The 14,739-nt window shown below is 72.3% G+C and carries 15 protein-coding genes; 7 read left to right on the plus strand and 8 right to left on the minus strand.

Going from position 1 to position 14,739, the window contains the following annotated elements:
- The first annotated feature begins 135 nt into the window (after positions 1-135).
- Together WMF31_RS12905 and WMF31_RS12910 are read left to right on the plus strand one after the other, a co-directional pair.
- Positions 136-1,614: a DUF2330 domain-containing protein gene (locus tag WMF31_RS12905; RefSeq protein WP_436602227.1), complete on the plus strand. Its 1,479-nt coding sequence runs from the start codon at positions 136-138 to the stop codon at positions 1,612-1,614.
- A gap of 141 nt (positions 1,615-1,755) precedes the next feature.
- Positions 1,756-2,586: a phospholipase D-like domain-containing protein gene (locus tag WMF31_RS12910; protein WP_436602228.1), complete on the plus strand. Its 831-nt coding sequence runs from the start codon at positions 1,756-1,758 to the stop codon at positions 2,584-2,586.
- A 6-nt stretch (positions 2,587-2,592) separates the two neighbouring features.
- Here the strand turns inward: WMF31_RS12910 and WMF31_RS12915 are convergent, their stop codons facing one another.
- Positions 2,593-4,368, minus strand: a complete 1,776-nt coding sequence (locus WMF31_RS12915) for a pectate lyase (RefSeq protein ID WP_436602229.1) — start codon at positions 4,366-4,368, stop codon at positions 2,593-2,595.
- 427 nt (positions 4,369-4,795) lie between these two features.
- Between WMF31_RS12915 and WMF31_RS12920 the strand changes: the two genes are divergently transcribed.
- A complete protein-coding gene (locus WMF31_RS12920) occupies positions 4,796-4,972 on the plus strand; it encodes a hypothetical protein (RefSeq protein ID WP_436602230.1) in 177 nt (58 codons plus the stop codon).
- A 167-nt stretch (positions 4,973-5,139) separates the two neighbouring features.
- On the opposite strand, the gene WMF31_RS12925 is transcribed toward WMF31_RS12920, so the two are convergent.
- Positions 5,140-6,156 carry a hypothetical protein gene (locus WMF31_RS12925; protein WP_436602231.1) on the minus strand — a complete coding sequence of 339 codons (1,017 nt, stop codon included), beginning with the start codon at positions 6,154-6,156 and terminating at the stop codon, positions 5,140-5,142.
- A gap of 48 nt (positions 6,157-6,204) precedes the next feature.
- A complete protein-coding gene (locus tag WMF31_RS12930) occupies positions 6,205-7,215 on the minus strand; it encodes a saccharopine dehydrogenase NADP-binding domain-containing protein (RefSeq protein ID WP_436602232.1) in 1,011 nt (336 codons plus the stop codon).
- 157 nt (positions 7,216-7,372) lie between these two features.
- On the opposite strand from WMF31_RS12930, the gene WMF31_RS12935 reads away from it, so the two are divergent.
- Together WMF31_RS12935 and WMF31_RS12940 are read left to right on the plus strand one after the other, a co-directional pair.
- Complete coding sequence (locus tag WMF31_RS12935; RefSeq protein WP_436602233.1) at positions 7,373-7,963, plus strand: TetR/AcrR family transcriptional regulator; 591 nt, start codon at positions 7,373-7,375, stop codon at positions 7,961-7,963.
- A 94-nt stretch (positions 7,964-8,057) separates the two neighbouring features.
- Complete coding sequence (locus WMF31_RS12940) at positions 8,058-8,240, plus strand: hypothetical protein (RefSeq protein WP_436602234.1); 183 nt, start codon at positions 8,058-8,060, stop codon at positions 8,238-8,240.
- Here the strand turns inward: WMF31_RS12940 and WMF31_RS12945 are convergent.
- Positions 8,218-8,832, minus strand: a complete 615-nt coding sequence (locus tag WMF31_RS12945) for a pentapeptide repeat-containing protein (protein WP_436602235.1) — start codon at positions 8,830-8,832, stop codon at positions 8,218-8,220. The genes WMF31_RS12940 and WMF31_RS12945 overlap by 23 nt on opposite strands.
- 567 nt (positions 8,833-9,399) lie before the next feature.
- Here WMF31_RS12945 and WMF31_RS12950 point away from each other — a divergent pair.
- Positions 9,400-9,762: a hypothetical protein gene (locus WMF31_RS12950; RefSeq protein ID WP_436602236.1), complete on the plus strand. Its 363-nt coding sequence runs from the start codon at positions 9,400-9,402 to the stop codon at positions 9,760-9,762.
- Between the two features lie 58 nt (positions 9,763-9,820).
- On the opposite strand, the gene WMF31_RS12955 is transcribed toward WMF31_RS12950, so the two are convergent.
- The 4 genes from WMF31_RS12955 to WMF31_RS12970 form a co-directional block, all read right to left on the minus strand.
- Positions 9,821-11,947 (minus strand): serine/threonine-protein kinase, encoded by a 2,127-nt coding sequence (locus WMF31_RS12955; RefSeq protein WP_436602237.1) that lies wholly within the window; start codon positions 11,945-11,947, stop codon positions 9,821-9,823.
- A 198-nt stretch (positions 11,948-12,145) separates the two neighbouring features.
- On the minus strand, positions 12,146-12,604 hold the full coding sequence (locus WMF31_RS12960; protein WP_436602238.1) for a hypothetical protein: 459 nt from the start codon (positions 12,602-12,604) through the stop codon (positions 12,146-12,148).
- A 283-nt stretch (positions 12,605-12,887) separates the two neighbouring features.
- Positions 12,888-13,397, minus strand: a complete 510-nt coding sequence (locus WMF31_RS12965; protein ID WP_436606549.1) for an ATP-binding protein — start codon at positions 13,395-13,397, stop codon at positions 12,888-12,890.
- Positions 13,398-13,554: 157 nt separating this feature from the next.
- On the minus strand, positions 13,555-14,118 hold the full coding sequence (locus WMF31_RS12970; RefSeq protein WP_436602239.1) for a hypothetical protein: 564 nt from the start codon (positions 14,116-14,118) through the stop codon (positions 13,555-13,557).
- 289 nt (positions 14,119-14,407) lie between these two features.
- On the opposite strand from WMF31_RS12970, the gene WMF31_RS12975 reads away from it, so the two are divergent.
- Positions 14,408-14,602 carry a hypothetical protein gene (locus tag WMF31_RS12975; protein WP_436602240.1) on the plus strand — a complete coding sequence of 65 codons (195 nt, stop codon included), beginning with the start codon at positions 14,408-14,410 and terminating at the stop codon, positions 14,600-14,602.
- The last annotated feature ends 137 nt before the right edge of the window (positions 14,603-14,739 follow it).

Below are 14,739 nucleotides of genomic sequence, written 5' to 3' on the forward strand. Positions count from 1 at the left end.
GCGCGCGGCCGCGCCGCCCCGATCGTGCGCAGGCCACCTGCCCCGCGCCGGCTTCGATACCCTGGCCGTGGTGCGCCGCGCGCCGTCCGCGCGCTCCGGGGTCCGCGCGTGGACCCGCGCCCATGGAGGACGTCGATGAAACTTCGCTTGTTCGCGGTGCTCGCGCTCTCGGCCCCTTCCGCGTTGCTCCTGTCGCCGCGCGACGCGCTCGCGTGCGGCGGCTGCTTCGCTCCGGTCACCGAGACGACCGTCGTCAACGCGCACCGCATGGTGCTCTCCGTCTCGCCCGTCCAGTCGGTGCTCTGGGACCAGATCCAGTACGCCGGCGAGCCGAGCGAGTTCGCCTGGGTGCTGCCGGTCAAGCGGGGGGCCACCCTGGAGGTCGGCTCGGACGCGTGGTTCGAGACGCTCGACGCGGCCACGTCGGTGCGCATCACCCCGCCGAGCTCCATGTGCGGCGGGGGCGGCGGGGTGGGCTGCGGCGCGGTGGCCAGCGCCGCGGACTCCGCCGGAGGCTTCTCGCGGGGCGATCAGGTCACGGTGCTCCACCGCGGCACCGTCGGCCCGTACGACACCGCGACGCTCGCGACCGACACGCCCGGCGCGCTGAACGCGTGGCTCGACGCGAACGGCTTCGGCGTCGACGCGTCGACGCAGCCGGTCATCGACGCCTACGTCGCCGAGGGCTTCGATTTCATCGCCCTCAAGCTCCAGCCGGGCAAGGACGTCAAGGAGATGAAGCCGGTGCGCGTCGTCATGCCCGGCGCGAGCCCCACGCTGCCGCTCCGGATGGTCGCCGCCGGGACGGGCGCGAGCGTCGCCATCACCCTGTTCACCATCAGCGAGGCGCGCCTCGCCCCCGACGGGTTCGCGGCCGCGAGCGTCCCGCACGACCTGCTCGCGTGGGACTTCGCCTCGCAGGACTCGAACTACGGCGTGCTCCGCGAGAAGGCGCTCGCCGCGGCCGACGGCGGCCGCGCGTTCCTCACCCCCTACGCGCAGCGCGGCTCGCTGCTCTCGCGCGTGTCGAGCTCCGCGGCGCCGTTCGGCGTGCAGTACACCACGAGCGGCTCGACGACCCCGGTCGACACGATCGCCGCGGCGTACGTCCAGCAAGGGCTCGCGAACGGCGAGACCGAGGACGCCGCGTGCGCCGCGCGCCTCGCCGGGCTCGCGACGGACGGCCGCGTCGTGGCGAACCCGTGCCCCGCGGGCGCCCCGCTGTCGGATCCGGGCTGCGGTGAGGTCGCCGCCGCGGACATCGACGCGCGCGCGCTCGCGTGCGGGCCGCTCGACGACCTCGCGGTCGCGATGATCGGCCTGCACCCGAGGGACGTCTGGCTCACGCGCCTCGAGGCGAACCTGCCGCGCGCCGCGCTCGACACGGACCTCGTCCTGAGCCCCGCGCCGCAGCAGGCCCCGGTCGACAACTGGCTGCGCGCCCGCGTGAGCGTCCACGCCGAGGCGCTCTGCGGCGCGGCGACCCCGCTCCTCGACGGCGACGGCGCCTCTCGGGCGCGGCGGCGGGGCGCGGCCGTCGGCGGGGCGCTCGGCGCCCTCGCCCTCGCGGCCATCCTCGCCCGCCGCGGCGCGCGCCGCCTCGGCCCGGCCTGACCGGCGCTCAGGCGAGCCCCGCGTCCGGTCCCTGCCCCGGGGCACGGGCAGGCCCTGGCCGCCCTCCGGGATGATGGCGAGATCGCCGTCCGTCTCGAGGTCCGCGGGGGCGCGCTGTTCCCGCGGGAGCACGCGCGCATCGTGGTCATCGACGGCGCGGGCTACGTCGGCGGCGCCGCGTGGGCCGACGAGTGGCTCCCGCGCGAGCAGGGCGGCGGCGGCTGGCACGAGGTCTGTAGCCGGGTGGCGGGGCCGTGCGTGACCGACATGGCGGGGGTGTTCGAGCGCCGCTGGATGCTCGCGGACGAGGCCGCGGGGCGATCCTTCGATTACTGGACGGGGGGCGTCTACGACGACGTGGAGTTCATCACGGACGCGCCCGCGCCGCCGCCCTTGATCTACGAGCGTCACCTGGAGCGGGTGCGCGCGGCGCGGCGCCGGGTGTGGATCGAGAACGCGTACTTCTGCCCGCCCCGCGGCCTGGAGCGCGAGCTCATGGACGCGGCGCGCCGCGGGATCGACGTGAGGATCATCGTGCCGCGCGACTCCGACCTCCCCAGCGTCCGCCGCGCGAGCCTCGCGAGGTGCCGATCGTGGCTGGAGAGCGGGCTCCAGATCTACGAGTTCTTGCCGTCGATGCTCCACTCGAAGTTCGCCGTCATCGACGACGACTGGGCGACGGTGGGGACCTTCAACATGAACCCGACGAGCCTGCGGTGCGTGAGCGAGGCGAACCTCATCGTCAAGCAGCCCACCTTCGTGAGGGACGCCGCCCTGCTGTTCGAGCGGGACGTGGAGCGGAGCGCGGCCGTGCGCCTCGACGACCTGCCCAGGCAGGGGGTGATCGAGCGGGTGAGGAACGCGCTGTGGAGCGTGAGCCTGGACCTCCTGGAGCCCCGCCGCGCGGGCATCCGCCGGCGCGGCGAGCTCCACGGGCGCGACGGCGGGCTGCTGCAGGCCCTCGGGATCTGAATAGGGCTAGCGAACGCAGGCGTCGCGTGGCAATCCGAGGATGGCGTCGCGCCCCTCGGAGAGAGGCGAGTTGAACGGAACGGCGCCATACTTGCCCGCCGTCGCGTTGACGTAGTCCACGAGGTCCTGGCCGGCGCCGAGCTTGTGCATGCCAATCAGCGCGCGCGACTCTTCCGAGTAATCCTGGGAGAGATCCCGCGCCGCGCCGCCGCCGGCCAGGACTGCGGCCTTGTAGGTCGGGTCGATGATGCACTCGTCGTCGGAGAACCAGGCGAAAGAGCCGGTGGTGGTGAAGCTGCCGTCGTCCACCACGTTGCCGGAGAGCCGGCGCGTCACCCACTCGTCGAAGGCGGCGCCCAGGTCGCTCTTCTCGCTCTGGACCGGGGTTCCGCCCAGGAAGACATTGTCTTCGAACAGCAAGGTGCCGCCCATCCGCACGCTGGCAAAGTCCTTGTAGTAGTTCACGAACACGTTGTTGAACATGTGCGAGGATCCATGGCGCAGCAAAGGCACCCTCCGGGCCGTGCCGCGGCCCTCGTCGTAGAACGACCCGCTCGTGACGAACGCGTTGTGGTGCATGGTGGTGGTGATTTGCGTGTCGATGGTGTGGCTGTCGCTGGATCCATGCAGGGTGGCCCGCTTCACGTCGAGGACGCGGTTGAACGACATGGTGATGTCGTGGGCGCCGACCTTCACGTCGAAGGCGGAGTCCCCGGTGAGGCTGAAGCTGTTCTTGTGAATCCAGATGTCGTGGGACGCGCCGGTGGAGCGGATCATGTCCGGATCCAGGCCATGGTCCTCCACGTGCCCGGCCCCCTTGAAGCTCAAGTGCGTGAGGATCACGCTCTCGGAGGTCTGGGTCGGCGTGCCGGTGCTGTCGCGGCCTATGGCGAAGCCGCTGAAGCGGAAGACCGCGCGGCTCATGCGGCCGTCGATGGTGGTGTTGGAGCCGATCACCACGTTGCGAACGGGCAGGTCGGCGTCGTTCATGGCGACGTTGAAGAACTGATATTCGCAGTCGGCCGCCGGCACGCCCTTGGCGTCGCACCACTCCTGGTAATTGACGCACTGCCGCTCGGTGGCGCCCAGCTTGGCCAGGACCGCGGGCTCGCTGCACTTTAGACGGTACATGGCGATGTCGTGATCGCTCTTGAAATCGTCCTTGTCGAAGACCACCCAGTTGTGCTCGTCACCGGTGACGGCGTCGTAGATCTGTTGCTCCACCGAGACGTTCGAGCGGGTGGTGATCACCGTCAGGCGGCTGTTGCCATCGGGGTCGAAGCCGCCCAGGGCTCTCTCCCCGTAACCCACGGGCCGCCCCAGGGTCTCCGCCAGACACTGAACAATCTCCTGATCGCTCTGCAACGACGACTCGCGCCAGTTGATCTCCGGGTTGGTCACCAGGTCGATACAGTCCCCGGAAGCTCCGGGACTGCCGGAGCCGCCGGAGGATGAGCTCCCGCCGCCCGATGAGGCGCTGGAGGTGCTGGGCGAGGGACCGGATCCGCCGCTGGATCCGCTGGATCCGCCGCCGGATCCGCTGGATCCGCCGCTGGATCCGCTGGATCCGCCGCCGGATCCGCTGGATCCGCCGCCGGATCCGCTGGATCCGCCGCCGGATGCGCTGGATCCGCCGCCGGTTGCGCCGGATCCGCTGGACGAGGAGCCGCCGGCGGTGGAGCCGGCGGTGTCGTCACCGCAGGAGGAAAGAGCGGCCATCAGGGCCGCGAGAGAGAGCGCGCCCAGGGGCATGGTGCGCGTGAAACGGAGCCGGTATTGCAAACGACCTCCAGGGAGTAATAAGGATCAAGCTGATTGATGGTGTGCCGCTCGACTTGGAGGATGGCCATCGTGCCGGTGACCGGTGCTGGTCATGGCCGTGATGGTCGGCCCATCGAGCCTGTCGAACGGTCCACTCGAGAGGACGCTTCGCCCTGACGACTCGGGTCATCTCCGTGCGGACACCGCACTCGACCCCCGGCGCGTGGGCCCGATGCGGCGCTTCGCCGCGCGACGGTCACGCGAGCGTATCAGCAACGCGCGGGCCACCGAGCGCCGCCGACGCGATGGCCTGAATCGCGCGCCTCTGCTGCATTTTTCCGCCGAGGAACCGCCTTCCGTCCTCTCCGGCCGAAAGGCGCGATCGCCGCCGTCACGTAGGGGTGTCCACGGTGTCAACCGGATGTTGACACACGAGGCCCGTTGGCACGTGAGCGACTCAACCCTCTCCACGACACCTCGGTTGCTCTCACGGGGGGCGCAGGCGGTCGAGCGAATCAGGGCCTTTCGCCGGGCGATCGATGGGCTCGTGCGCGGCGCGACGACCGTGAGCTTCGAGCGGGCCACCACGGCGGACGGGCTCGAGCTCGCGCTCGGCCTGCAGTAACCGCGCCCGGTACGCGCCGACCCGCGCGCTCGTCGGGGAGCTCGCGGCCTCGGGCGACGGGCGGATCGTGCGCGTCGACGCCGAGCCGTTCATGGTCCCCCTGCGCTCTCCTGCTCCTCCCACGCACCGCGCGTCGGTCCTCGGCGCTCGCCAGCGGCGCTCGTCGATCACCCTCTCCGCACGTCGCGCGCGATCCGAGCGCCGAACGCCTCGAGCTTCTGAACGACGTCTGCCGGATGGAGGATCGTCTCGGGGTTGTAAAGGCCCGGAGCGACGGGCGGCCCTCCCGCGAGCCCGAGGAGGCGCTCGACCGCGAGCGCAAGGCCGCGCGCGCTCAACGTCGAGAGGTCCTCGTCGTCGGCGATCTCGTGCCGGACCCGGCGCTCCTCTCCTCCCGCGCCGACGCCGTCGAGCTCGAAGATCATCTCGGTCGACGGACGCTTGCCGGCCGGCCGGCTCGCGGCGCTGCGCACCACGAGGTCCAAGCGGACGTTCGGGGCGTCCGTCGCGGCCGCGAGGCTCACGACGTCGAGGAGCGGGTAGGCGCGCCCGCGATGCTCCGTGCCGTCGGCCGCCGTGACCGTGCGCTCCGCGTCGTCCCCGGACGCCCAGATCCATCGACCGCCCTTGCGCAGGAGCGTGTTCGGCACCCGCCCGCCGCGCTCGATGTCCGCGTGCGCGGCGGGGCCGCCGTGGTCGTCGTCGTAGACCACGACCGCCACGTCGAGCGTGTCGATGGATCGGAGCTCGCGCGCGAAGTGGAGCGCCGAGACGGTGACCGCGCCGCCGAGCGCGTGGCCGAGGAAGAGGATGGGTGCGCTCGTCGGCGCCTGGACGTACAGCGCGACCTCCGGGCCGATCTCGAAGAGGTAATCCGAGAACGAGACGTACGGGAGCCCGTGGGCTTGCGCGTATTTCATCGAGTTCAGCGTCTCGTCCTTGAGCAGCGTGACGACCGCGCTGAACGCCGCCCCGGCGGGCGCGCCGAGGTCCGCGCGATCGAGATCGACCTTGAGCGCGGTCGCGTTGCCCGCGCGCTGCGCGACCGCGCTCGCGCGCGCGAGGTCGCGGCCGCCGATCGCGATCGGAAGATCGGGCTGGAGCCGGCGGAGCGCCGCGACCGCGCGGGAGCCGACGACGCCCGAGCCACCCAGGAGGAGAACGGGTTTAAGTGCAGTTGTCACGGATATCTCCTGTCTTGAATGGTCCTCGTGATGTTCCATCGAGCGCGCTCACGCGCTGCGGATCTGCGTGCCGAACGCGGCGAGGCGCGCGACCATGTGCTCGGGCTCGATCAGCGCGTTCGGGTGGTAGAGGCCGGGGGCCACGCGCTCGCCGCCGATGAGGCCGAGCAGCCGCTCGACCGCCACGGCGACGCCGACGGCGGTCATCGGCGCCTGGCCCTCCGGATGCACGAGCTCGTGACGCGAGCGCCCTCGCGAGCCGTCCTTTCGCACGCCCTCGAGCTCGATCACGATCTCGGTCGAGAACGGCTCGCCCCGCCGGCGGGTGGCCGTCTCGCCGACCACGAGGTCGAAGCGGATCGAGCGCGCGTCGGTCGCCGCGGCGAGGCTCAGGGGATCGAGCAGCGGATAGACCTGGCCCTTCACCTCGGTCCCATCGACCGTCACGAACGAGCGCGAGGCGTCCTCCCCGCCCGCCCCGATCCACCTGCCGTCCTTCAGGATGAGCGCGATCTGCCCGGCCCTGGACTGGCGCTCGAAGTCGGCGTACGCGGCCGGGCCGCCCATGTCCTCCTCGTCGAGGACCGCGCCGATCGCGATGCTCTCGAGGCGCGCGTAGCCCTTCGCGAAGTGCAGCGCCGGCAAGGTGGCCGAGCCGGCGAGCCAGTGGCTCGCGAGCAGGACGGGCGCGCTCTCCGGGCGCCCTGCGTAGAGCGCCACCTCGGGCGCGAGCTCGAACCCCGCGGTCGAGATGTCAACGTAGGCGGCGCCCGCTCGCTGCGCGAAGCGGAGCGCGTTCATCCGCTCGTCCTTCACGAACATGACGACCGCGCCGTGACGTTCGCCCGCCCGCTGCCCCAGATCCGCCCGCTCGAGGTCGACGCGGACGGCATCGGCGCGGCCGAGCCGCTCCGCGACCGCCGCGGCCTTCGCGAGATCTCTGCCGCCGATCGTGATCGGCAGGCCGGGGTGCAGCCTGCGCAGCGTCCTCGCTGCCAGCGCGCCCACGAAGCCAGACCCTCCGACGATGAGAACCGACTGCCCCGTGCCGTTCTTCATGACCCATGAGCTCCTCTCGCACGCGTCCCGCTGGGCGTGCTAAACTTACTGTCAGTAAGTTACCAAGAGTAATGTGAGCGGAGGATCGTTCTGTCAAGCCTGCCCGCGGCGTTCTTCGCCGTGCGGGTCGCGGGGGCGGTCGCAGGGTGAGGGCGGCATGAGCGACACATCGAACAAGCGGCTTCCGAAGGCCGAGCGGCGCGAGCAGCTCCTCGAGACGGCGCTCGCGATCATCCGGGAAGAGGGGACCGACGCCTTGACGCTCGGGCGGGTGGCGGAGCGCGCCGGCGTCACGAAGCCGATCGCCTACGAGCACTTCAAGACCCGCTCGGGGCTCCTCATCGCGCTGTGCGAGCGCATCGACGTGCGGCAGCGGGCGCTGATGTTCGCGGCGCTCGAGCGCGCGCCCGCGCGCCTCGCGGACGTCGCGCGCGTCGCGAGCCGCGCGTACATGAGCTGCTACACCACGGTCGGCCCCGAGTGGTACGCGATCACGGCGGCGCTGAAGGGCGACGAGGAGATGGAGGGCTTCCGGCAACGCGTGCTCGACGAGTACGCCGCCATCTACCGGGACACCTTCGCCGCGTACGCGAAGCTGCCCGGGCGTGAGCTCCACCTTCGCTGCGTCGGGATCATCGGCGCCGCCGAGGCGATCGCGAGCGAGATGCTCCGCGGGCGAACGAGCGAAGCGGCCGCCGCGGAGACGCTCGCGTCCCTCATCGTCGCGTGGCTCCCGGCGAAGGCGTGAGCCCGCGCGCGGTGACGCGAATCAGGGCGAGGCCCGGGGAGAAGGTCCAGACGCTTCGGAGACGTCAAGCCTCGACTGCGGGACCTGCCCTGGGTTGACCGAACATTTTTCTATGCGACTCGGCCCCTGGAAAGCGACGTCATGCGTCGACATCCAGGTCGCCGGCGCGCTGGTGCGGACGGCGCGGGCGGCTCCCTTCGCGCGCGATGAGCCCCGCGGCGCGGTGGCCGCCGCGGACATCGACGGCGATCACGTCATCCGCCGTCCTTTTCCGTGAAGCCGAGCACGTGCATGCCGAACGAGGCCGCGAGGAGGAGCACCGTCTCGAGCGGAACGCGTGCGCCCTTCACGTTGTTCCTCGCCGGATCGAGGAACAGATCATGGGACCGAGGGAACTGCGCGTTTCGAAGGTCGCACTGCTCGAAGCGTGTCCCCGCGAAGCGGCACTCCTCGAACACGGATCCGACGAGGTCCGTCGCGGCGAACGCCGATTCAGTGATCGCGCACCGCTCGAAGCGCGTCTTGCGCACCGCCAGCGAATCCATGATGCTGTATCGCATGTCGCAGTCCTCGAACGACATGTCGGGGAACTTTGCGATGTTCGTCCAGTTGATGCCCGTCAATTTGCAGGAGTTGAATGCCACGTCGCGCAGCGAGAGCATCGTGGGGTCGGCTTGGGTCAGATCGCATCTCTCGAACACGCAGCTCTCGAGCCGAGCGCGCCTCCAGCGGCTCTCGGTGAGCTTCGAACGCCGGAATACACAATGGTAAAACTCTCGGTCGCTCAGGTCCGCTCGTTCCAGAGTGAGCCCATCGAACGTCTCACCGTCGAACAAGTCCTTCCCCTCGAACGGATCCATAGTCACCATCCGGATATGGAAATCATGGATATTGGGCGAAGCCTACTGTGCGTCGGGTCGTTGTCAATGAGAAAGAGCAAAGTCGATCTGGCTGCTGGACGAGGCGCTGCCCCCCGCGTGCGCACCCGTCGGAGCCGCGCGGGCTGAAGTAGGGCGACGAGGAGCAACGACGCGATGCGCCCCCCCTCGGCCGCCTGGCGGCGGGAGGTTTTGAGAGGCGCTCTCAGTGCACGAGGAGGTCGGCGGGTACCCGGAGTGGGATGCGGAGATTCGACCCATGGACGTCTCGCCCGAGAAAGCTTGGAGCCTGGCGGAGAGCCGAAACGAGAATCGCGAATGGTCGCTTTCGCGGGCATTCTCCCTCGATCTCCCCGAGGAGCCGAGGAGATGCGCGAGAAGCATCTTCCCGAGCGCGTTCAGGGATCGGGGAGCCGCGCTCACCGGCGTGGCGCGGCCATGCCCTCCGGCGCGCCCCGCTTGGCGCGACTCCCCTCCGGCCCCAGACCAGGCACGAGGAGGGCTGGACGTCGGCCCGGCATCAGGCGGGGGAACGCGCCATCACGAGGGGGAACGAGGATGAAACATCGAATCACGCAGCACTGGAAGAGCGCCTGTCGCGCAGCCGTCCCCGTCGCCCTGCTCGCCGCGATGGCCGGCTGCGATCCCGGGCCCGCCGGCGCGGACACGGACACCGAACCGGCGGAGAACGGCGACGAGAACGTGGGCGAGAGCAGCGCCGCGGCCATCGCGACCGGCGGTTGCATGGTGACAGGCTGCGGAGGGCAGGTCTGCTCGGATCGGCCGGTCATGACGACCTGCGAGTGGAGCGAATTCCACGCCTGCTACCAGGCCTATGGCATCTGCTCGCGCGACGTCCTGGGCCAGTGCCGCTGGGAGCCCACGCCGAGCCTGCTCGCGTGCCTCCGCGGCTATCGCTGACGGAGCGCTCGGGTCGAAGAGACCGAGACGGCAGGGCGATCCCCGTCGCCCCGGACCGCTACGGCGTCGCCTGAGGGCGCGGCGCTCCCTCCGCCGGCCCGGCGTCCACGACCGGCGCCTCGTCGGCAGGTGGGCCGTGCGCCTCGGGCTCCTCCGGGGCCGCCCCGGCGTCGTCCTGGCCGTCGACCACCACGCCCGTCGAGGCGTCTTCCCGAGCTTCCTCCCGGGTCTCCCGGGGCGGACAGGCCGCTGCCCCGCCCTCCTGCCCTCCGTCGGGGCAACGCGCGCTGTCAGGCTCGCGCGGCGAGCCGTCCGGGGCCGGTTGCACCGGGAGCCGCGGCGCCGCGGCGTCCGCGCCCGCCTCGGCCGAGAGGCCCGCGCTGGCCACGGGCAGCCCCGGCGGCGCGCTCGGCGCCGGCGCGGCCAGCCGGTCCGCCGTCCTCGGCGTCGCCGGGGCTGCCGGTGCCGGCGACGCCGCCCGTGCCGACGACGCCGGCGGTGCCGGCGACGCCGCCCGCGCCAGCGGCGCCGCCGGCGCCGGCGATGCCGGCGGGGCTGCGGGAGCGGCCCTCCCGGTGCGCGCAGCGGGGGGCGCGGCGGGCGCGACCACCGGCGGTGCGACGAACCCGCTCGCCATGCGGGCTGTCACGGAGACGGAGCTCGGCTCGGCCATCGGCCGTGCGGGAGGCGCCGCCTCGTCCTCGTCCACGGGCGGCGCGGGCGCGGCCGGAGCCGCAAGCGTCCGCTCGGCTTCGAGAGCGAACCCGGAGAGCGCCATCTTCCACGTCGCCACCCCCGCCAGCAGCACGAGCCCCGCCGCCGCCACCCCGCGGAGCGGGTAGCGCTCCCGCAACGTGGGCCGCAGCGGCGGCGCCGCCGCCTCGCGCAGGCTCACCGTGGCCTCGCTCCACGCGCGCTCGCCGCTCTCCTCGATGGCCTTGCGCGCCGCCACCTCCGGCGCCGCCCTGCGCGCCGCCACCTCCGGCGCCGCCCTGCGCGCCGCCACCTCCGGCGCCGCCCTGCGCGCCGCCACCTCCGGCGCCGCCCTGCGCGCCGCCGCCTCCGGCGCCGCCCTGCGCGCCGCCGCCTCCGGCGCCGCCCTGCGCGCCGCCGCCTCCGGCGCCGCCGGGCGCGCCGATGCGCGCGGCGGCCGCTCCAGGGGATCGTCGGCGCGGCGCGAGTGCAGCGTCGGCACCGAGCTCGCCGCCGGCCGCGGCGAGGGCGCCGGCGCCTGGCTGCCCCGCTCGTCCAGCCATTGCGCGCGCAGCGACGCCCCGCACACGTCCTCCGACACGCCGCGGGCGGCGAGCCATGTCGCGAGCGCGACGCCGAGCTCTCGCATGCTCGCCCAGCGCTCCGCGGGCGCCTTGCGCAGCCCCCGCTCGATGATCGCCCACAGCGCCGGATCCGTGTGGCGCCGCTCGACCAGCGACGGCACCGGATCCTGCACGATCGCGCGCAGCGTCCCGAACCCCTTCTCGTCGGCGTACGGCGTCTCGCCCGCGATCGCCTCGTAAAGCATCGTGCAGAGCGCCCAGATGTCCGCGCGGTGATCGATACGCCCCTGCCCCATCGCCTGCTCGGGCGGCATGTACTGCGGCGTCCCGATCACCGCCGCGCCCGTCGCGCCGGACTCCGGCTCTGTCCACGTGACCTTCGCGATCCCGAAATCGACGACCTTCGTCTGGATCCGCCCGCCGCCCTGGTCCGTGAGCATCACGTTGTCCGGCTTGAGATCCCGGTGGACGATGCCCCGCTCGTGGGCCGCGTGCATGGCGCTCGCGACGGGCAGCAGGATCGCGACCGCCGCCTCGGGCGTCAGCCGCTGTTCCCGACAGAGCAGATCCCGCAGCGCCTCGCCCTCCAGGAGCTCCATCACGATGTACGGCGTCCCGCACTCGGTCTTGCCGAGATCGAAGACGCGCACGATCCCGGGATGGCTGAGCTTCGCCGCGGCGCGCGCCTCGCGGAGGAGCCGCTCCGCGATGGGAGGAGAGCGCATCTCGGGCCGCAGCACCTTGATCGCCACGTTCGCCTCGAGCGCCGTGTTCGCGGCGACCCAGACGGATCCCATCGCCCCCTCTCCCGCCTTGCGCAGGAGCTGGTACTTGTCCCCGATCATCGCGCCGGCCTCGAAGCATTCGCCGAGGGTGTGCTCGAGCTCCTGGGTCATGTTGTTCGACATGCGCTCTCCTGACGCCTGCTCCGGCCGTCCAACCGCTCGCCCTGCGGCTCCACGCGTCCCACGCGAGATCTGGAGCATCGCCCATGCCAGGAACCTGTCTCGGGGATCGCCTGACCTCGCTCGTGGCGGCGAACGCGCCAGGGCGCCTCAACGGGGCAACTTGCCACGCGACGGCCGCGCTCGCCGCTCGCGGGCAAGCTAAATGAAGCTGTCGTAAGGACGCCTCGGAGCGCTCTCGCTCCGGACGTCCTCGGCGCCGGCATACTCGAGGATCAGCGCCAGGATCTCCGCGTCCCGCTCGGAGTGGGCATGGACGGCCACGAGGACCGCGCCCTCACGCAGCCCCGCCTCGTAGGCCCACGCACGGTGCTCGGGGACGCCCGCGCCGGCGAGCGCGCCGACGAGCCCACAGGGCGCGTCGCCCGCGCCCGCGAGCGCGGCCGCGAGCGGCCCCGCCGTCACGAGCCCGAGGCCGGCGACCACCACGGTCGTGCTGACCGCCCCGATCGCGGCCGCGAGCGACCCCAGCGCCTCGCCCCCGCGCTCGAGCTCCTGGCCGGGCGCCGCGTCGCTCGCGACCAGGCTGATGATGTCGCGCCTGAACCCGTAACGCATCACGCGCTCGACCGCCCTCTCGGCGTCCGCGCGTGTCCTCATGAGACCGGCCACCAGCCTTGCCCTCACAGAAAACTCCTTTCGACGATCATCCCGCGCTGACGCGTCCCCGCGCTGTATTCTGGACTCCCTCGCCAAACAGCAGGGGGCGTGCCAGGGAACACCGCCGCGGTTCCGGCCGCGGCTGCGGCGTCGGTTGCGGACGGCCCGCACGGGGCGCTCGTGCAGGGACGCCACATCGCGGCGTCGCTCGCTGCGCATGCGAACCGCCGGCCGCGCCCGGCGGGGGAGCCGCGCGCGGCGCCGGTCGGCGAGGGCGACGAGCTCAGCGGTGCAGCCAGAGCCGGAGCAGCGCGAGCAGCTGCTCCGTGTCGACCGGCTTCGAGAGGTAGTCGGTCGAGGACGCGCCACCCGTCGAGGTCTGATGTCCAGCGTGATCGCCGACGGCCGGAGCTCCCGCATCAGCGAGAGCGCCGCCGCGCCGCGGAGCGCGACGACCGCCTTGAAGCCGCGCTCCCGCGCGACGTCCACGAGGGAGCGCGCGAACACGACGTCGTTCCCCACGATCGAGCCCGGTGCCCCCGTACTTGCGGCTCGTGCTCTGCTGGAACGCCTCGACGATGATCTGCTGTTTGTCTGGCGCGATCCCGATGCCCGTGTCGTGGACGGAGAGGGCGATCACCGCGTCGGCCCGGTTGAGCACATCGTGCTCACGGCTCCAGCCCTCCCGGGCGACTGTCACCTCCAGGATCACCTTGCAGCGCTCGGTGAACTTGAAGGCGTTCGAGCGCAGGTTCTTGAGCACCTGCTGAAGCCCCGTCTCGTCGGTGGACATCACGGGCGGCAGATCCGGCGGAGAGCTCGAAATCGAGCCTCTTCGCCTCGGCGACGTGCCGGAACGTGCATCCACCGTAGGCGCGCGGACTGGCAAGCTTTGCGCCACCGTATCCTGTCGACGGCGCAGGGGCGGAGGTGGATGATGGTGCGCTGTCTCAGGCCACGTCGGACTTCGGCGGCTTCGGCCGGACAGGGGCTCGCTCCCTGCGCGGCGAGATGATGCAGTAGCGCCCTGCTTCTGACATGCCCTCGTGAGCGTCCGAGTCCACGGCGCCCTGCGCCGGGCTGAGCGGCGGCAGCCACCGCGACACGCTGGCGAGGCACGAGGTCCGCTCGGGGACCGGGGTCGCAGGGTGGTGCGGTCGCTCCATCGAGCCGCTCGGCCGCTCCGCCCGCGAGCCGCTCGGCCGCTCCGACAGCGGCTCGTGCGGCGGCCGCTCCGACAGCGGCCCGTGCGGCGGCCGCTCCGACAGCGGCCCGTGCGGCGGCCGCTCCGACAGCGGCCCGTGCGGCGGCCGCTCCGACAGCGAGCCATACGGAGCCTCGCCTGGGGCGCTGTTCACGGCGCCGTTCTGCGCAGGCAGCGTGCCGGAGGATGGGCGGCGCTTCGCGTTCGTCGCGGCGATCCGGTGGCGGAGGTCCTCCACATGCTTCGCGAGTCGCTCCGTCTCCTCCGTGAGCCGCACGAAATCATCAACCTGGCAGATGCGCTCTGACATAGGCGGGTCCTTTGCTGTGTCCCCCGACGGAGCTCCGACTCTCCGCGTTGTGCAGGTGCACGTCACATGCCGCGCGCGCGCAGGTCGCCGGCTGGGACGATGATGGCGGCGCCGGGCGCGGATGTAGCGTTTTGCCACAGCGTGACAAAGGCGCCTCCACCCTGGATCGTCCTCCGCGAGAGCGCGTACTCCCGGAGAATGGCCAGGAAATGGCGTGGACGTCCGGCGGGGCGCGGCGGGGGCCTACACGGCGGCACGGCCCGTGCCGTTGCGGCGGCGCACACGATGGATGAGCCCGGTGCGCCTCCTGTCGACAGCGGATCTCCCTGCCGCGCTCGCCACGGCGCCGCGCGGGCCCGGAGCCCCGCGGCGTCCGTCCCCCCGCGCGCTCCGGACCCGGGCCCGCGCGCTCGAGCGGGTCGCGCGGGGGCTCCTCGTGATCGCGGGCGCGCTCGTGCTCCCGCGCTTCGAGTCGATCAGGTAGCGAAATGCCACACCGCGACACCCCGGTGTGCGGCGCTGCCGGCGCGCTCTTCCGCCGCGCCGCGCCCGCGCACTGGCCCTCTCTCCAGCACGTCGCTCGACGTCACGACCAGCGAAGGCCCGACGCGGCTTCGCGCC

The organism is Sorangium sp. So ce1036, assembly GCF_051369805.1.
Lineage (GTDB): Bacteria > Myxococcota_A > Polyangia > Polyangiales > Polyangiaceae > Sorangium > Sorangium cellulosum_F.